Source organism: Sorangium sp. So ce128 (genome assembly GCF_051525245.1).
Taxonomy (GTDB): domain Bacteria; phylum Myxococcota_A; class Polyangia; order Polyangiales; family Polyangiaceae; genus Sorangium; species Sorangium cellulosum_B.
The window spans coordinates 8,006,272-8,023,290 of record NZ_CP150313.1; the positions used below are offsets into that span (position 1 = coordinate 8,006,272).

General features: G+C 72.1%; 13 protein-coding genes. 6 read left to right on the forward strand and 7 right to left on the reverse strand.

The window, feature by feature from the left end:
- Window positions 1–4: 4 nt before the first annotated feature.
- Together WME82_RS30220 and WME82_RS30225 are read right to left on the reverse strand one after the other, a co-directional pair.
- On the reverse strand, window positions 5–895 hold the full coding sequence (locus tag WME82_RS30220) for a DUF4159 domain-containing protein (RefSeq protein ID WP_438038143.1): 891 nt from the start codon (window positions 893–895) through the stop codon (window positions 5–7).
- Window positions 892–1,578 carry a hypothetical protein gene (locus tag WME82_RS30225; protein WP_438038144.1) on the reverse strand — a complete coding sequence of 229 codons (687 nt, stop codon included), beginning with the start codon at window positions 1,576–1,578 and terminating at the stop codon, window positions 892–894. Before WME82_RS30225 ends, WME82_RS30220 begins: the two co-directional genes overlap by 4 nt.
- Before the next feature lie 143 nt (window positions 1,579–1,721).
- Here WME82_RS30225 and WME82_RS30230 point away from each other — a divergent pair, with 143 nt between their 5' ends.
- From WME82_RS30230 to WME82_RS30240, 3 genes are all read left to right on the forward strand, one after another.
- Window positions 1,722–3,185 carry an N-6 DNA methylase gene (locus WME82_RS30230; RefSeq protein WP_438038145.1) on the forward strand — a complete coding sequence of 488 codons (1,464 nt, stop codon included), beginning with the start codon at window positions 1,722–1,724 and terminating at the stop codon, window positions 3,183–3,185.
- Window positions 3,182–4,513: a restriction endonuclease subunit S gene (locus WME82_RS30235; RefSeq protein WP_438038146.1), complete on the forward strand. Its 1,332-nt coding sequence runs from the start codon at window positions 3,182–3,184 to the stop codon at window positions 4,511–4,513. Before WME82_RS30230 ends, WME82_RS30235 begins: the two co-directional genes overlap by 4 nt.
- A gap of 426 nt (window positions 4,514–4,939) precedes the next feature.
- Window positions 4,940–6,370 carry a B12-binding domain-containing radical SAM protein gene (locus WME82_RS30240; RefSeq protein ID WP_438038147.1) on the forward strand — a complete coding sequence of 477 codons (1,431 nt, stop codon included), beginning with the start codon at window positions 4,940–4,942 and terminating at the stop codon, window positions 6,368–6,370.
- Between the two features lie 158 nt (window positions 6,371–6,528).
- Here the strand turns inward: WME82_RS30240 and WME82_RS30245 are convergent, their stop codons facing one another.
- Entirely contained in the window at window positions 6,529–7,152 is a 624-nt protein-coding gene (locus WME82_RS30245; RefSeq protein WP_437850714.1) for a hypothetical protein, read from the reverse strand.
- Window positions 7,153–7,433: 281 nt separating this feature from the next.
- Between WME82_RS30245 and WME82_RS30250 the strand changes: the two genes are divergently transcribed.
- The gene (locus tag WME82_RS30250; RefSeq protein ID WP_438038148.1) at window positions 7,434–7,961 is read left to right on the forward strand and encodes a hypothetical protein; all 528 of its coding nucleotides are present in this window, start codon (window positions 7,434–7,436) and stop codon (window positions 7,959–7,961) included.
- 27 nt (window positions 7,962–7,988) lie between these two features.
- Here WME82_RS30250 and WME82_RS30255 read toward each other — a convergent pair whose 3' ends face one another.
- Window positions 7,989–8,231: a hypothetical protein gene (locus WME82_RS30255; RefSeq protein ID WP_438038149.1), complete on the reverse strand. Its 243-nt coding sequence runs from the start codon at window positions 8,229–8,231 to the stop codon at window positions 7,989–7,991.
- Window positions 8,201–9,952, reverse strand: coding sequence for a hypothetical protein (locus WME82_RS30260; RefSeq protein WP_438038150.1), 1,752 nt, complete (start codon window positions 9,950–9,952; stop codon window positions 8,201–8,203). Before WME82_RS30260 ends, WME82_RS30255 begins: the two co-directional genes overlap by 31 nt.
- A gap of 134 nt (window positions 9,953–10,086) precedes the next feature.
- Here WME82_RS30260 and WME82_RS30265 point away from each other — a divergent pair, with 134 nt between their 5' ends.
- Together WME82_RS30265 and WME82_RS30270 are read left to right on the forward strand one after the other, a co-directional pair.
- On the forward strand, window positions 10,087–11,544 hold the full coding sequence (locus tag WME82_RS30265) for a hypothetical protein (RefSeq protein ID WP_438038151.1): 1,458 nt from the start codon (window positions 10,087–10,089) through the stop codon (window positions 11,542–11,544).
- Window positions 11,545–11,611: 67 nt separating this feature from the next.
- Entirely contained in the window at window positions 11,612–12,991 is a 1,380-nt protein-coding gene (locus tag WME82_RS30270; protein WP_438038152.1) for a cytochrome P450, read from the forward strand.
- Between the two features lie 246 nt (window positions 12,992–13,237).
- On the opposite strand, the gene WME82_RS30275 is transcribed toward WME82_RS30270, so the two are convergent.
- Both WME82_RS30275 and WME82_RS30280 read right to left on the reverse strand, forming a co-directional pair.
- Window positions 13,238–14,083: a hypothetical protein gene (locus tag WME82_RS30275; RefSeq protein WP_438038153.1), complete on the reverse strand. Its 846-nt coding sequence runs from the start codon at window positions 14,081–14,083 to the stop codon at window positions 13,238–13,240.
- Between the two features lie 699 nt (window positions 14,084–14,782).
- Entirely contained in the window at window positions 14,783–16,936 is a 2,154-nt protein-coding gene (locus tag WME82_RS30280) for a DUF2169 family type VI secretion system accessory protein (RefSeq protein ID WP_438038154.1), read from the reverse strand.
- Between the last annotated feature and the right edge of the window lie 83 nt (window positions 16,937–17,019).

Genomic DNA, 17,019 nt, shown 5'->3' on the forward strand with positions numbered 1-17,019 from the left:
CGCCTCACGGCCGCGCAGGCGCGGAGCGGGGTCGGTTGTCGTCGATGGCGCGGCGGCGCATCAGGAACGGCGCGTGCACCTGGTCGTCCTTGTAGTTCGAGCAGAGCACGTACATCGCGATGTTCACGGCCAGGCGGAACGCGCGCTCCCGCTGCGCCTCGCCCCCGGGCGTGACCTCGACGCTCGGCCCCCCGCCCTCCGAGCGCGCCAGGGCGCCGGCGAGGTCGTGGTCGGAGAAGATCACCTGCGGCATGCCGCCGCGCACGATCGCGGAGAGCTTCGGCGGGCCCTCGACGCGGCCGACGGCGCGCGGGAGGAGATAGAAGGAGCGGAAGACGACGTTCTCCGTGCCGATCGGGATGGGAGAGCCCTCCGGCAGGACGCGGGCGAGCTCGCGCCGCGCGGCGCGGCCGAACGCGCCGCTGCCCGGGGCGAAGTCGTCGACGAGGAGCACGCCGCCGAGCGCGAGGAAGCGGCGCAGGCCGAAGACCTCGCGCTCGGTGAGCGGCGGGAGATCGCCCTCGCCGCCCCAGAGCGCGAACGGCTCGGCGAGCAGCGCCGGGTCGTCGGCGCGGACCGTTGTCGGGTTGCGGCGCGCCGGCGCGCTCGTCCGCCGCTCCAGCTCGAACGACCAGCGCGCGGGGGCGGTGGCGCGCACCCCCTCCCATCGCGCGTCGCCCGTCAGCAGCGGCCGCGGGTTCCACGCCCCCTCCTCGCCGAAGGCGCGCACGGGGCGCGGCACCGCGAGGAGGAGCAGCGCGGAGACGAGCACCAGCGCCGCGGCCGCGAGGCGCCGCGGCCGGGCCGAGGCGGCGGGGCGCGAGGGCGGCAGCGCCGCCTCACCGCCCCGGCCGCACGACCGGCGAGCGCCGAGCCGGCCGAGCCATCGTCTCAATCGAAGTCCTCGACCCGCCATACGCCCGCCTCGCGCCGGAGCTTCACCTCGTGCCCACCCGGGATCTGCACCGTCGCGGAGTCGCCGGCAATCCGGACCTCTAGCCCCTCGGGCTGAGCGAGCCCCTCGACGAGCGAGCGGAGGTCGCCCTCGATGGCGGCGCGCGTGGCCGGCGTGAGGACGCGCAGCAGGCCGGCGTAGCTGCGGCGCGCGAGGACGCGGCGGAGCTGCTCGAGGGCCTGCTCGGGGGTGCGGCCCCCCGCAGGCAGCGCGTCGGCGGCCGAGATCCGGAAGGCGCGCTCGCGCTCGTCGAGCTCGAGGGTCGCGATCTCGCCGTCCGGGTAGCGGACGCGGGCGCGGGTCTTGACCACGACCCCGGGCGCCGTGACGCTGCGCGCCTGCTCCGCGAGCTCGGCGCGCGCCTCGGCGACGCGCCGCCGCACCTCGTCGCGCGACATCGCGGTGCGGCTCTTGTCGCTCAGCATGCCGTAGATGGCGTCGGCGTCGCCGCGCGCCGCCGCGTCGGCGTAGACCTGCACCGCCTCCTTGGGATCGGGGAGCGAGGACGACGCGCAGGCGAAGCCGGACAGCGGCAAGAGCGACAGAAGCGGCAGCGGCAGCCGCGGCGATCGGGGCAATCGCGGCAAGAAAAGCGCGAGCAGCGAGGTGAGGGCGCGCGGCACGGGACGAGCCTAGTACATCGGCGGCGGCGCGTCCCAGCGCCATGGACGAGCGCGGCGGCCGCCGTGAGGCGCCCGGCCGTGGTAAGCCGGCTCCTCCCGCGCCTCGCCTTCCCGCTCCACGACCCGAACGAAGCCGCCGCCGCATGACCGACGTTGTTGGAAAGCTCTGGGGGTTCTGCCACACGCTCCGCCACGACGGCATCGACCACGGGGACTACATCGAGCAGATCACCTACCTGCTCTTCCTGAAGATGGCCGCCGAGCGAGGCATCGATCTCTCGCGCGTCGAGCACAGGACGCCCCGCGGCGAGGCCGACGCGACAGACTGCTCCTGGCCCGCGCTGCGCGCGCGCAGCGGGCAAGCGCTGCTCGACCGCTACGCCGACGTCCTCCGATCCCTCGACGGAGCCCCCGGCGTCCTCGGGGAGATCTACGCGGGCTCGCAGCCGCGCTTCAAGAGCCCCGCGAGCCTCGGGAAGCTCGTCGACCTCATCGACGAGATCGAGTGGACGCGCCTCGGCGTGGACATCCAGGCCGCGGCGTACGAGGGCCTCCTGGAGAAGGCCGCCGCCGAGGGCAAGAAGGGCGCGGGGCAGTACTTCACGCCCCGCGCCCTGATCCAGTCGATCGTGCGGTGCATCAGGCCCGATCCGCAGGGGAAGCCGGGCTTCGCGCTGTGCGACCCGGCGTGCGGCACCGGGGGCTTCCTTGTCGCCGCCTGGGAGTGGATCGAGGCCGAGGCGCGGGGGGCGCTCGACCGGGAGGCGGCGCGCCGGATCAAGGCCGGGGCGTTCTTCGGCCAGGAGCTCGTCGCGCGCCCCCGCCGGCTCGCCCTGATGAACCTGTACCTCCACGGGATCGAGCCGAGGATCACCCTCGGCGACTCGCTCGACGCCCCGCAGCCGGACGATCGGTTCGACGTGATCCTGACGAACCCGCCGTTCGGCACGAAGGGGGCCTACGAGACGCCGCGCCGCGAGGATTTCGCGATCGCGACCGCGAACAAGCAGCTCAACTTCATCCAGCACGTGCTGACGATCCTGACGCCGGGCGGCCGGGCGGCGATGGTCCTGCCGGACCATTGCCTGTTCGCCGACCAGGCAGGCGCGGTGCTGGAGATCCTCGCCAGGGGCTGCGACCTGCACACGGTGCTCCGCCTGCCGCACGGGACCTTCACGCCGTACAGCGCCGGGGTGAAGGCCAACGTCGTCTTCTTCACGAAGGGCCGCGCGACGGAGAGGGTCTGGATCTACGACGCCCGGACGGGCGTCCCGTCGATCACCAAGAAGGGCCGGCCGCTCTCCCCGGCGCACTTCGCGGAGTTCGAGCGGTGCTACGGCGGCGACCCCGACGGGCGCGGCGTGCGCGAGGCGGCGAGCTCCAGCGAGGGTCGATTCCGCAGCTTCGAGCTCCGCGAGGTGAAGGAGCGAGAGTTCAAGCTCGACGGGCTGAGGTGGCTCAGGGAGGAGTCGCTCGACGAGGCCGGCGAGCCGCCCGAGCCGGAGGAGCTTGCGACCGACGCCCTCCAGGAGCTGACGGAGGCGGTCGCCGCGCTGAACCGCGTGCTCGCGCTGCTCGAGGGCGGGGCGAAGGCGGCGGAGGCGTGAGCGGGCCGCTGCCCGAGGGGTGGGCCGAGACGACGCTCGCGTCGATCTGCTCGCACCGGAGCGGGAGCTCGAAGCTCATCAAGGGGAAGCTCCACGCCGAGCAGCGGCCAGGGCGCTACCAGGGGTTCAGCGCCGCCGGCCCCGACGTGTGGTGCGACGGCTGGGAGCACGAGGGCGAGGCGATCGTGGTCTCCGCCGTGGGGACGCGGTGCGGGAAGGCGTTCAAGGCGCGCGGGCGGTGGTCGGCGATCGCGAACACCCATGTGGTCTGGCCGGATGAGCGGGCCATCGACGTCGGATACCTGTTCCTCCACCTCAACGACGAGGGATTCTGGGTGAAGGGCGGCTCCGCGCAGCCGTTCGTGAAGGTGCGCGAGACGTTCGAGCGGCCCTTCTCTCTGCCTCCCCTCCCCGAGCAGCGCCGCATCGTCGCGAAGGCCGAGGCCCTGCTCGGCGAGGTAGACGCGGCGAAGGCCCGGCTGGCGAGGTCGTCGCTGCTCCTCCGGCGGCTCCGGCAGGCCGTGCTGGGGGCGGCGTGCTCGGGGAGGCTCACCGAGGACCTGCGCGCGCCGGGCGCCGCCGCGCCGCCCGCGGGACCGGCGGAGCCCCCGCCGCGCTGCTCGACGTCGGCGCCGGCCGCGCCCGGGGCGAGCAGCGACGGTCCGGAGCGTCCCCTGCCGCCGTCCTGGGTCCGCTGCGCGTTCGGCGCCCTGGTGGACAACCACGATGGCCGACGCGTCCCCGTGAGCTCCGCGGTTCGAGCGAGGCGCCGGGGGCCATATCCGTATTACGGCGCGTCGGGGGTCATCGACTCGATCGATGGCTACCTGTTCGACGGCGATTACCTGCTGATCGCCGAGGACGGCGCGAACCTCCTGTCGAGGAACACCCGGGTGGCGTTCGCCGCGAGCGGGAGGTTCTGGGTGAACAACCATGCTCATGTGGTCCAACCGAAGGCCGGCGTGGTCCTCGGGTACCTCGAGCTGCTCCTGAACTCGCTCGACCTGCAGCACCACGTGACCGGCTCGGCCCAGCCGAAGCTCACGCAGGCGGCGCTCAACGGCATCCCCGTGTCGGTGCCGCCGGCGGAGGAGCAGGCGGAGATCGTCCGCCGCGCACAGGCGCTCTTCGCGCTCGCCAGCGAGGTCGAGGAGCGCGTGGCCCGCGCCGCGGCCCGGGCCGACAGGCTCCCGCACACGATCCTCGCCAGGGCGTTCTCCGGAGAGCTCGTCCCCACCGAGGCGGCGCAGGCTCGCGCGGAGGGGCGGGGCTACGAGCCCGCGGAGGCGCTGCTGCGCCGCGTCCGGGGGGATGGGGTGAGCGGCTAGCTGCGCCTCCCATATCCCGCCTACACTGAACTCCTGTCGTTGTCGGTCCCGGAGTTGGATCCCGACTGGCGGACGAACCTCCTTACCAAGAGGAAGGTCGCGACCCAGTGCGTGTCACATGGCGGCCGCGGTTGAAACAGCCGTGAGTGGCGGGAGAAGATCGAGCGAGATCTGATCTGAAGCTCAACCGGGAGCGGCGCCGGCGGCCGAGGCGCGGCCGGAAGGGGGCCCCATGAGGCGCTCGCTTCCTCCGCCCCCGCACGCATCCACCACCGTCCCTCCACGGTAGCTCCTCTCCCTTCTGGAATCGACACCGGCCGCCTTCCGTTATTCTCGGCGTCTCTCATCGGATCTCCTTCCGCCATCAGATCCACGCCGTCATCGCGGGTCCGATCCGATGAGACCCATGATCCCGAGGAGGCGCTGATGAAGGTGAGGATCGTCGTGAGTTACGTCCCCCGCTATCGCCGGGGCCACCGCTTCCATTTCGTCCCGCCGGTCACCGGGATCCACCTCGCGGCGATCACCCCGCCGGAGCACGAGGTCGAGCTCTTCCACGAGCAGGTGCGCCCCGTCCCCGTCGACGCCTCGCCGGACGTTGTCGCGCTCTCGTTCTTCTCCGGCTTCGCGCGCCGCGCCTACACGCTCGCCGATCGCTACCGCGCCCTCGGCGTGCGCGTCGTCGCCGGCGGGCCGCATGTCTCGTACTGGATCGAGGAGGCGCTCCAGCACGTGGACGTGGTGGTCACCGGGGAGGCCGAGGCGGTCTGGCCCTCGGTCCTGCGCGATCTCGCGCGAGGCACGCAGCGCCGCGTCTATCACGGCGAACCGGCGTCGCTCGCGGGGCTGCCGACCCCTCGTTACGATCTGCTCGAAGAGCGCTTCCTGGTCCCCCGCGTGCTCCAGGCGACGCGCGGCTGCCCGTTCACGTGCAGCTTCTGCACGGTGCCCGACCTCAACCCCGGCTTCCGCGTGCGCCCCGTCGACGAGGTGATCCGCGACATCGCCACCACGCATTTCCCCCGCTTCTGGCAGGAGAAGGTCGCGTGGTTCTGGGACGACAACCTGCTCGTCCAGCGCCGCTGGGCCAAGGAGCTCCTGCGCGAGCTCGCCGGGCTCGATCGCTGGTGGCTCACGCAGGCATCCATCGATATCGTCAAGGACCGGGAGCTCCTCGACGCGATGGAGCGGTCCGGCTGTATCGGCATCTTCCTCGGCATCGAGAGCCTCGACGAGGCCGACCTCAAGAGCGTCGACAAGCGCCAGAACCGCGCGCGCGAGTACCGCGAGGCCATCCGGAAGCTGCACGATCGCGGGATCTGCGTGATGGCGGGCTTCATCTCGGGCTTCGACGATCAGACGCCGGAGGTCATCGCCTCCACGGCCGATCGGCTGAACGAGATCGGCGTCGACGTCCCGTTCCTCAGCATCCTCACGCCGTTCCGGGGCACGCCGCTGTACGACGAGCACCGGCGAGACGGGCGCATCCTGGAAGAGCGTGACTGGCCCCATTACAGCGGCTACGGCGTCGCCTTCCGGCCGGCGCGCATGTCCCCCGAGCAGCTGCTCGCCGCCCACCGCCAGATGTGGAATCGCGCCTTCAGCCCCGCGGCGGTGCTCGAGCGCCTCGCGCGCGGCGCGCGGTCGCTGAGCGGCGGCGCCATGATGCTGTCGGCGGCGATGAACGGCTTTTACGGCCTCAAGCAGCTCACCGGCAACGAGCCGGCCGCGCCGCCGCTCGAGCCGAGAGGGACGATCCGGCACCCCGCGCCCGGGGACGCCCCGGCCCGGCTCTCGCGCCTCGGCCCGAAGCGGTCCGCGGGCGCGGCCGACAGCTCGGTGGAACGCACGGCGTAGCGGCGCGGGGGCGAACGCTCACCAAGCGTCTCGCCGTCGAGCCACTCCATCGCGACGTAGGGGCACCCCGCGGCGGTCACGCCGTTCGCGATGTACCGCACGACACCCGGGATCTGGAGTGACGCCAGCACCTCGTGTCCCCGCGAACGAAGGTCGAGCTAGGGCAGATCTCTGATCTCCGACGTGCACGAGCCCTCGTCGCAGCGCGCCGCGACCGCCTGCTCGCTCTCTCTCTCGAGCCGCCGGCCGTCCTCCGCGAGCGACGGACGCGACGGGCAATCGCACAGCGGCGAGCCGGCGAGGCACGCCGCCTCCGCGGCCTCGAACGCTTCCTTGTCGTCCGCGTCCACGCCGACGAACAGGATGTCTCCGCAGCAGGTCGTGACGTGCGGCAGCACGACGCAGTCGCTCGCCTGTTCGCAGGCCTTGCTGAACGCCGGAAAGCTCGACTCGCGGCACGTCAGGCCATGGCTGCTCCCGCCCCCGGAGCCGCCGGCCCCGCCGCTGGCGGCGCTGCCGCCGCCGCCCCCGGAGCCGCCAGCGCCGGCGCTCGCGGCGCTGCCACCCCCGCCCCCAGAGCCGCCGGCTCCGCCGCTGGCGGCGCTGCCGCCGCCGCCCCCGGAGCCGCCAGCGCCGGCGCTGCCGCTCGCGCCCGCTCCGCTGGTGCTGGTGGATTCCGCGCTTGCAGGTCCATGGTCATCTTCGCCGCACGCCGCGCCGCCCAGCGTCGCCCACGCAATGAAGGAACCACGAGCCAACCAGAGAAAGCACTTGTGTGTCATGGCCGCCGCGTCGAGCACGGGACATGCCCGCTCCGGCACGAGAGAACCACGCTGGTTTTCTGTGCCATGGCGAGCCACGACGTGGCAGCGCACGGCAGGGCGATCAGGCCGAGTTCGGGGGCGGCGGTCACGCGTGCCGGCGTCCATGAACATGCGATTGCTACGATTGTAACAGATTTGACGAGCACGCGTGTCGTGCGTGCATCGAACCACGGCCCCAGGTCGAACCAGCCGTACGGTCACTTGACGCCGGAGGCGTAAGCGAGTGATGCTCCGGCGCCATGGCGGGCTCGAAGCGTGTGAACGCGTCCCTGGCGATGGCGCTGATCGGGCTTACGGCGGCCGGCGGGTGTACCGCGCTGGCGGGGCTGGACGAAAGCTACCATCTGGTGGGCGGAGGCGGCGGCTCGACGGGTGGCGGGACCGGCGGCGGCTCGACGGGTGGCGAGGCCGGCGGCAGCGCGGGCGGCAGCTCGACGGGAGGCGAGGCGGGCGCTGGCGCGGGCGGCGAGGTCGGCGCCACGGGCGGAGCCGGTGGCAGCGCCGAGTGCGCGACCTGCTCGTTGCCGCCTTACGACACCGACGATCCGGCGGACCTGTGCGCGGAGTCGGCCGAGATTTACGAGGTGCTCATGGACTGTCTCTGCGTTGCCTGCGGCCTGGTGGAGGAATTGCCCTGCTATGGCGCGTGCGGCGCCGGCGAGGGGCGGAGCGCCGAGTGCGACGACTGCCTCGCCTCTGTGGCCGCCGAGGTGGAGGGCGAGTGTGCGCCGCAGGTCGCCGCATGCGAGTTCGACACGGGCGAGTGATCTCGGCCCCCCTGTATCAGCGCTCGCTCAGCAGGGCGTGAACATCTCGGCGCCGAGATACGTACTCGTGAACTGGCTGTCGACCGGGTTGCCGAGATAGTCGTAGCACTGCACGCTCACCTGGGTGTCCGAGCCGACGCCGGTCCAGTACGAGACCTTGCAAACCTGGACGCGGCGGCGGGACGGTCGCCTGGCAGAGGACAAGAGCCTGCCAGGAAGGACCCCGGCGCGCGCGCTCGTCATCGCGGCGCCGCCCAGATGCTGCAGCAATGGAAGCGCTCCTGGCCCGAGGCGCGCGATCTGGGCCCCGCTTTCGTGCCCACCTCGAGGATGTACACGGCGTCCGCGTCCACGGCGAGCCTGGCGGGGTGCCTGTGGTGGGCGCCGAGGATGCGCAGCGCGCGCTGCTCCCCGCTCCGGCGGACGACGAGCGACGAGCTCCAGTCGTCCTCGCACCGCGCATAGAACAGGTCCCCTCCACGCGCGGCGAAGCTGCAGTTGGCGTTGTGGGACAGGGAGCTATCGAGCAAGCTCCCCAGGCGAGGCAGGGCGCGGAAACCATCCTCTCTGGAGAGGCTGAAGAGGTCGTCGTCCGCTGCCCAGAACAGCGCCTCGCCGCTCGCGCTGAAGTGGAACGCCGGCCCCCGCACGCGCGCCAGCACCTCGGGGCGCCCTCCTGTCTTGTCGATCCGCAGCAGCCGACTGCCGCTGCGACCGTCGTCGGACAGGTAGACGTACAGATCGTCGATGGCGAGCTTCTCCGGGTTCTCCAGGCCCCTCATGAGCACTTCGATGGAACCGCCTCGCTTCGGGAGCTTCAGCGCCGCGCGTCGTGCTCGGTCCACCCAGTACACGCTCGTCGCGTCGACCGCCACGAGCTCTGGCAAGGCCGGCGATCCCCAGAGATCCTCCCGCGACGCGCTCGGACCGTAGCCGTAGGGCTCCGGCGCCGACAGAGCGCGGGCGACGTCGTCGGACATGACCAGCGTCTCCCTCGAGCCTCCGGTCAGGCTCGCGCGCACCAGCCTGCCGTCCACGGTGAGGAAGAAGGCATGCGCCTCGTCGAGCGCGGGCGCAGCGCCGAGCTGCTCGAGCTTCAACGCGGGCGTGGAGGCGCCTCCGCGCTTCGGCGTCGCCCACAGCACGTCACCCGCCTCCTGTCGCGTCGTGTAGTAGAGCTCCGATCCCAGGACAGCGATGGATCCGACGGGCACGTCGTCGAGCGCCACGAGCCGCCGCGCGCGGGGGGCCTCCGGATCGAGCCGGAGCAGCATCCTGGAGGAGAGCGCGTAGAGCTTCCCCGCGATCGGATGGATGGTCCACGCCCGGTCGGCGGGCGGCAGCCTCGCGACCTCTTGCCAGGCTCCGCCCGAGAGGGGCGCCCTGGACACGGACGCGCGCGAGCCTCGATAAAGAGAGCGGCCATCGCTCGCGAACGTGTACTCGCTCCGCATTGTGTCGCGCGCGCGCGACACCGGGATCGCTGGACCTCCTCGCGCCGGCTGCCGCATCAGGTAGTCCCCGCTCCTCCAGTACAGAAAGCCCGAGTCCACGAGCTCGGTCCGATCGATGGATTGCCCGGCCGGCGCGTTCGCAGCGACCCCAGGCGGGCCCTCGCGCCTGGAGAGCCAGAGCGCTCGATCGCTGGTCCCGGCCGTCGACAGCGCGCCAGGAAGGGACGCTGTCACGATCGGCTCGTCGAAAGGATCCACATCGTCCATCAACCGCGCGCCGCCTTCGAGATCGAGCCGACGCAGGACGCGTCCTCGGTTCTCTATGAAATACAGCGCGCCCCCGCGGATGCCCCTCAGGGACAGCTCCGACCTGCCGTCGAAGTCCGTATCCGCCACGGCGATGATGTCGAGCACGGGGTGCTGCTCGGGCTCTTCTTCCTTGCCCTCGTCTCGGAACAGGAGATCGAAATCGCTCACGGGCCGCGGAGGCGGCGCGGCCCCGCAGCCCGTCACGGCCATCGCCCCGCCGAGTGCCACGGCGCGCACGATCTCGCGAAGACCCCGGCTCACCCTGCGGGACGCCCCGCGCCTCCGCCCCTGGCCGTCCATGCGCCTGAGCGTATCACCTCGTGGCTTGTGGCGCGGCGACCGCGCGGGCATGAAGCCCGCTCATGCCTCTTCGAGAGCTCCTCCCCATCGTCCTCCTCGGCGCAGGAATCGCGCTCGGGGCGGGGAGCGCGGCCTGCGCCGCGCGACAAGGCTCGACCGGCGCGAGCCCGTCGAGCGCCGCCGCGCAACCGGCGCGACCAGGCGCACCGGCGAGCGCCTCCGCGGCGGCGCCGGCGCAACCGGCGGCGAGCGACCCGGCCGCGCCCGGGGGAGCCGCGCCCGAGCCGCCGCCCCCGTCGGCCGAGCAGATCGCGCGCCTCCCGCCGGGCGCCGCGATCTACGCCTCGCTTCGCAACAGCGCCCTCGACGTCGCCGTCCAGTACGTGCCCCAGATCGCCGAGGTCCTGATCGAGGCGAACCGCGCGCTCGGCAGCCAGGAGCCGCCGGACGTGACGCTCGCGAAGGCCGGCGTCGATCCGCGAAGGCCGATCCTGGGCGCCGTGGTGCCCGCGTCCGAGAAGAGCGCGCGCGCGGTCGTCGACGCCATGGCCAAGGGGGCCTCAGGCAAGGCGCTCGAGAAGGTCGTCCGCGGGCACGCGGCGGACGTGACGCGGGTGCGGCTCCTCGTTCCGCTCGTGAGCGGGGCGGACCCGCGGCGCGCGCTGGCGACCGTGGTGGACGTCCTCACGGGCGGCGCCCCGCTGGACGCGTGCCCGGGCGCCGCGCGCTGCGCCGGCTTCGGCGCCCGGGCGCCGCTCGGCGTGGCGCAGGGCGGGATCGCCGCCGTCGCGATCTACGCGGACGGCGCCGACCTCCGGCTCGACGTCGTGATGTCGCTCTTCGGGTCCGGCGGCGATCCGGCCGCCTTGAAGGAGCTCGTCGCGTTCAGCGAGGAGATCGGGGGCCCGGAGGGCCGGTGCTCCAGGTTCGACGCGAGCCCCGTTGTGTCGGTGTGCCTCGATCCCGAGCGGATGGGCGAGCTGGGCGCGACGGACGGCTACGGCAAGATCGCGAGGGCGCTCTCCGGAGGCCACGTCGATCCAAGGGTGATCCCGACGATCGCCGCCCAGAGCTTCGCCGAGGCCCGGCAGAACCTCTGGCTCGCCGCGCCGGCGCGCAGGCTCGCCAGCGACGGCACCCTCGGGGTCACCGTGCAGGGCAAGCAGAGCCGCTTCGTCGCGTCGTGGGCCCTGACGGACGCCTCGCGCGCCGGCGTCGAGAGGGCGTTCGCCGCCGAGCGATGCGCCGCCGGCGACGCGGCGGTCACGGAGCTCTTGCCGGCGCTCCGCGCGGCGGTCGGCGATCCCGGGAAGGGCTTCGACGACCCGAAGAAGGTCGTCACCGCGTTCGAGGAGGCGGGCTGGTCTGCCTACCTGGTCGCCGCCGCCGGCACATGGCCAAACCTGCTCGGCGTGATCGCACGTGCGCTCGAGCAGGGCCCCGGGACCGACCCCGACTACCATGTGTGCGCCCGAGTCGACGGCGGGAGGCTCGTCCTCGTGTCCGAGATCCGGAGATGACAGCGCGCCTCTCGCCGGGCGCCCAGGCCGCGCCGGCGTGATGATACACGTGGAGGTCGCACGCCCCATGAGCACCGCCCTCCCCGCCTCCTTCGCCGATCTCCCGCTCCTTCAGGGCCGCAACCCCCTCGCCCGCCGCATCGAGACGCGGCATGGATTCCCCATCCTCCCCGGCCGCTTCCCAATCGTGGGCCACATGCCGGCGATCGCCGTCGACGAGCTCGGTCTGCTCCGCGAGGGCCAGCGCCGCTTCGGTTCCCTCTTCTTCTGGGCTCCTGGCGTCGACGCCTGGCAGCTCATTTACGCATCGAACGAGGCCTTCTCGCTCTTCAAGAGCAAGGCCGTCGACTCCTCGTATCTGACCGAGGGCGGCGTCGGCCACCTCTTCGGTCAGACGCTGATGGCCCACGACGGCGCCTCGCACCGCCGCCTCCGCACCGCGATGAACGGGCCCTTCTCGCCGAAGGGCCTCGACGCCGCGGAGGTCGGCGCGATCGTCGCGACCAGCGTCGAGCGCAAGGTCCGCTCCTGGCTCGGCCGGCGCGACGTCCAGCTGCTGCGCGAGACCCGCGAGCTGGCCCTGGAGGTGATGTTCAAGATCACCGGCGTCGAGGACGACGAGCTCCCCGAGTGGCGCCACTATTACGAGGATCTGATGCTCGTGATCCTCGGCCTGCCCTTCGACGTGCCGGGCTCGCCGCGGCGCCGCGGCCTCCGCGCCCGCGCCTGGCTCGACGAGCGCATCGGCCGGATCCTCGCCGGCGTGCGCGCCCGCGGCGACGCGAAGGGCCTCCTGCCGGCGCTGCTCACGGCCCGCGACGAGCAGGGCGAGCCGCTCTCGGAGCAGGATCTGGTGGGCAACCTCCGCCTGCTCCTGCTCGCCGGCCACGAGACCTCGGCCTCGGTCATGGCCTGGTGCGTCGCCCACCTCGCCGAGAGCCCCGCGGTCTGGCGCACGCTCCGCGAGGAGGCGTCGAGCGCGCCGGATCTCCCGCGCTCCCCCGCGGATCTCCGCCGCTTTCCCTTCGCCGAGGCCGTGTTCCGCGAGGCGCTCCGCCTCCATCCGCCGGTGGCTCACGACGCCCGCCGCGCCGTCGCCGATTTCGAGCTCGACGGCCGCGCCGTCCCCGCGGGGACCCACGTGGCGATCCCGCTGGTCCTGCTCTCCCGCGATCCGGAGCTCTACCCGGATCCGGACAGCTATCGCCCCGAGCGCTGGCTCGGCCGCAAGGAGGCGCTCTCGCCGCTCGAGATCGCCCAGTTCGGCGGCGGCGCGCACTTCTGCCTCGGCTATCACCTCGCCTGGATGGAGATCGTCCAGTTCCTCGTCGCGCTCGGGCGGGAGCTCCCGGCCTCGGGCCCCAGGCTCCAGGGCGGATTCCCCGCCTCGCGCTACCTCCCGGTGCTCCGCCCCTCGGGGGGCACGCGCGTCCGATTCGACGGCTGAAGCGCCGCGTCCGGCGACACCATGACAAGCGGTCCGTCGCGCGGTCGATGGCGCGATCGTATAGCAGCGCGCATCGGGCCGTTTCGCGCGGGGCGCCGCGGGGCGCGGCTGCGGTGTCTTGCAGCCCGGAGGCTGCGAGCCGTTCCCGTCGGCGTATCCCGCCTCTCTCCCGCCCGACGTCGCCGCGATAATCAGCTGGCAAAGCCCATCTGATTCATCGCCTTGTCGGGCCGCATCTGTTGACCATCAGGAGAGCACTTCGGCGGCGTTCTTCGCCGCAAGGACGTTGTCGATCCAGCGGTCGAGGGTCGCAATGTCCGTGCACGCCTGGATGCGAGCGCTCTCGCTCTCGGTGAGCACGATGTCTGCACGCGCCAGCAGCCGCAGCAGCGTGTCCCTCTTGCCCGCGAGCTTGCCCTCACGCATGCCCTCGAGCTTGCCCTCACGCATGCCCTTGAGCTCGCCCTCACGTAGGCCCGCGAGCTTGCTGCGATCCATCAGCTCCCGCACGAACGGAAACCTCTCCTCGCCTTCGATCTGCCGTTCCATGACCAACGCCTCCAGAGCCCGCCGCATGGGCTCACGCAACCCGCTCCAGATGACCTGAAAGTAGACCATCGCGTGCTCCTGGTCGAGCCGGCCAAGCGCAACGAGCGCGGCCTTGACCACGGTGAGCCCGTTCGGCCCATTGCCGTGCGCCACCGCCGAGAGCACGGCCAGCTCGGCGTCCTTCTCCGCATCGGCTGGGTCGGTGATCTCGGGGACGACGGCCGGACCGAGCACCAGCGGCTCGACGTGGCCGAGGCCCAGGCCGAGGTCGATGTTCTCTGCCGCCCAGGCGGCCACGCCGGCGTCCGGTGCGATCACGAGCACGACCGTGCCGCAGCGCTTCTTGGCGCGCACGACCGTGACGTACGTCGGCCACGAGAACTTCTTGTCCGGATCCATGTCGCGCTGGACCTCGATGACGATCGCCAGCACGAGCGCGCCGCTCACGTCTCGAAGCTCGATCACCAGATCAGCACGGAACTCCACCGGGATGAGCTGGTCGAGCGACGACTCGACCACCCCGATCGAGGTGTGTGGCGGCACCTCGACGTGGAAGAGCGTCGCGAGCCAGTGGGGCGCGAGCTCGGGGTGCTCGCGGAACGAATCTGCGGTGCCGAACCGTCGCGTTCCGTCACTTTCGTCGAGATTTCGGGGGAGCGTGACGACGGATCGCAGCCCCTCGGAAGGCGCAGGCCCAACGTGGGCCCAGCCGGCGAGCCTGGGACGTGTTGAGCTCGCGCCGGCCGACCCGTCGCCTCGATCTGCGCTGGTTGACTCGCTCGCCCGCACGCTGAGCCGCGCTGTCGCGCTCGGTGATATAGAGGCCGCCCGGGTGGTTCACGAGGCGATCGGTCGGCTGCTCGGGCTGTCGGCGGCACCGAAGGGGCGAGCAAGGTCGCGCCGACAGTAGCAGGCTGCATAGACGAGGCACCGAGGTAGGACAGACGCGGAGAGCCGCGGAAGCCGAGCCACGTCGGCACGGTCCGCTTAGTCCTGGCTCTGCCGGGGCCTGGGTACCGCCGACCCCTGGCAGCGCAACGGGCCGACGACGCGCCGCGCTCGGTCAACGACCTCGCGAGGTCCGAGAAGCCCTGCGACGCGGCGAAGGCCACCCCAACATCACCGCCGCGGAGAGGCATAACGTGCTCTTGATGGGTACGATGGGCTCCGGTCGAGCCGGAGGGCCCAGGCCCATCCGGTTGTGCCTACCTTAGAAGCTCCCGCCGCTCAGCGCGCCCGCCTTCAAGCTTCGTCCGCCTTCCGCATTGCAGCCCGCACCGCTGCCGCCGCCTTCTTGTCTTTCACGATCCTCTCCAGCCACACCCGCCGGATCCGCATCATCGACTCATCCGGCAGGCCCAGCTCGGCCAGTGCCGCCTGGCCCTGCCCCTGCTCGGCCGAGATCACAAGCTGTGCGTACTCGCCCGCTGTGATCGGCCCGCGCTCCTTCTCGAGTGCCGCCACGTAGGCCGCGTCGTACGCTGACAGGAGCTTCTTCTTCCGGCGCGCGATCTCGTCCTGGATCTCGTCAAGCCACTGTTCGTGCAGCGACTGCCAATTCTTCGGCGTGAGCTTCTCCGCTTTGAGGATGGTGTCGCAGTCCGCCGGCCGCTGCGCGAGCTTGGCCGCAATGACTGCGCAACGCTCGATGGGGTAGGCCGCGAGAGGCGGTGCGGGCTCCTCCGGCGCGGGGAGCGGACCAGGCTTTTTCGCCTGGGTGTCAGGCTCGGGCGCCTCCTCTGCCGAGGGCTCCATCGCCCCCATGTCTGGCCTCGCCAGTGGGCCGAGCATGGCAGGAGGGGCGGGCTCCTTTGCCGTCAGGGGCGGAGACCTCGCATCGCGCTCAGGCGCAGGCGGCGCGTGCAGCGCAGGCGACAGCGCTGGAGGGATCGCGACAAGCGGCGGACGCAGCACCTTGTCAGGAGCCTCTGCTGGCTCCGCCCCTCGCGGCGAAGACTCTGCTTGGTGACGTAGCGCAGGCTCAGCTCGCTCGCCCTGCACGAATGGCAACGCGGGTTTCGCGGCGACCAGTGAAGCCGCGCTGGTGGCAGTGGGCGCATCGGCGGGCGGCTGCGCCGCGGCTGCCGGAGTGGGTACCGCGGCTGCTCGTGGCGCGGCCTGAACGAACGCAGCGGCCGCGGCCTCGAGGTGCTGTGCCCGACTCGACGGGGGTACCGCGGCCGCCGGCGGCGCGGACTGCACGAAGGGGGGGACTGCGAGGCGCTGCGCCGGGCTCGACGGGGGAGCAGGTTGGCCCGCGGGCACTGTGGCGAACGGTAGGGCCGGCCGGGAGACGGCGAGATCCTGATTCACGTCCAACGGCAGGGTGCAGACCTCAGGGTCATCCTCGTTGTGCACGGCGCTATCGCCATCGTGCGCCTGGTCGTAGGGCGCTTGGAGCCCGATCTCGCTCATCGCGCCGCCGCCGGCCCGGCCGCTCGCGAGCCCCACGCCAGAACTGCTGGCCACGCCCTCGCTGTCGTTACTTACGAGGGTCTGATAAGGCCCCTCCAGCGCGACCAGGATCTGCCCGGCCTCTTGCGGCTCTCGGAGCGGGACCTGGCCGCGCCAGGTCACCGTGCAGATGCAGCGGTCGGTGTTGATCCAGAGCAGATCGGGCCACATGGCGACGCCCTGCGAGGGCTCGCCGGGGCGGTCGACGTAGGCGCGGGGGTGGAGCCCCGGGAGGCTCGTGACGAGGTGCGGGTGCTCGGGGTGGAGATGCTCGAGGATGAGCCGCTCGTCATTGCGGAGCGCGGTGGTCTGCTGGTCGACCGGCGCGGCGTTGAAGTAGCTGACGTCGAGGTCCGGGGGCAGGGGCTGGCGGTGCCAGTCGTTGCCGGGGAACGTGGCCGCGTAGCGCCCCAGCTTCTGCCGGCGGGTGGGCCATCCGGAGGCAACGGGTCCAAATCCCACGGGCTCGATGACGTCGTCCGGCCCGATGACGACAACGCCTGGACGCTGGAGGTTGGGGAGGTTGCGTCGCCCGTGGATGTCGCGAGCATGGGGGGGCATGCCGACGGGGTTGGAGGTGCCGGGGCCGCCGCCCGCGTACTCCCAGAGCAGCGGCATCCTGGTGAAGCGCGAGCTCTGATCGAGGACGCCGTGCTGCGTGAAGCTGCGAGCTCCGTAGACCTCGATGGCCTTGTCGATGTCATTCACGATCACGCGGGCAGTGAGGGATCGGACTGCCGTGCCGTTGGGCGAGAAGGCGTGACCAACGAGGACGACGTCCGCCCGGGCGCGGTGGGGGACGAAGTCGGAGGCCGCATAGAGACTCCAGCACGCGTCGTCGCGCCAGTGGCGGTCGGATAGGTGGAGCGGCTCCTGCTCGGCCGCGAGGGCACACACACCGGGGTACAGCTTGAACGTGCTTTTACAGACGAACGTCTGCATCCAGGCGCCTGAATGGGGTTGCCACACGACCAGGCCAACGGGGAGCTGCGAAAGGGAGACGACCTTCACTCCGCCGGCGATAC

Bases quoted from the DNA above. Each gene is read 5' to 3' on its own strand.
- WME82_RS30230 (WP_438038145.1), top strand. From the start codon at position 1,722: ATGACCGACGTTGTTGGAAAGCTCTGGGGGTTCTGCCACACGCTCCGC.
- WME82_RS30240 (WP_438038147.1), top strand. From the start codon at position 4,940: ATGAAGGTGAGGATCGTCGTGAGTTACGTCCCCCGCTATCGCCGGGGC.
- WME82_RS30245 (WP_437850714.1), bottom strand. From the start codon at position 7,152: ATGACACACAAGTGCTTTCTCTGGTTGGCTCGTGGTTCCTTCATTGCG.
- WME82_RS30250 (WP_438038148.1), top strand. From the start codon at position 7,434: ATGGCGGGCTCGAAGCGTGTGAACGCGTCCCTGGCGATGGCGCTGATC.
- WME82_RS30265 (WP_438038151.1), top strand. From the start codon at position 10,087: ATGCCTCTTCGAGAGCTCCTCCCCATCGTCCTCCTCGGCGCAGGAATC.
- WME82_RS30270 (WP_438038152.1), top strand. From the start codon at position 11,612: ATGAGCACCGCCCTCCCCGCCTCCTTCGCCGATCTCCCGCTCCTTCAG.
- WME82_RS30280 (WP_438038154.1), bottom strand. From the start codon at position 16,936: ATGCAGACGTTCGTCTGTAAAAGCACGTTCAAGCTGTACCCCGGTGTG.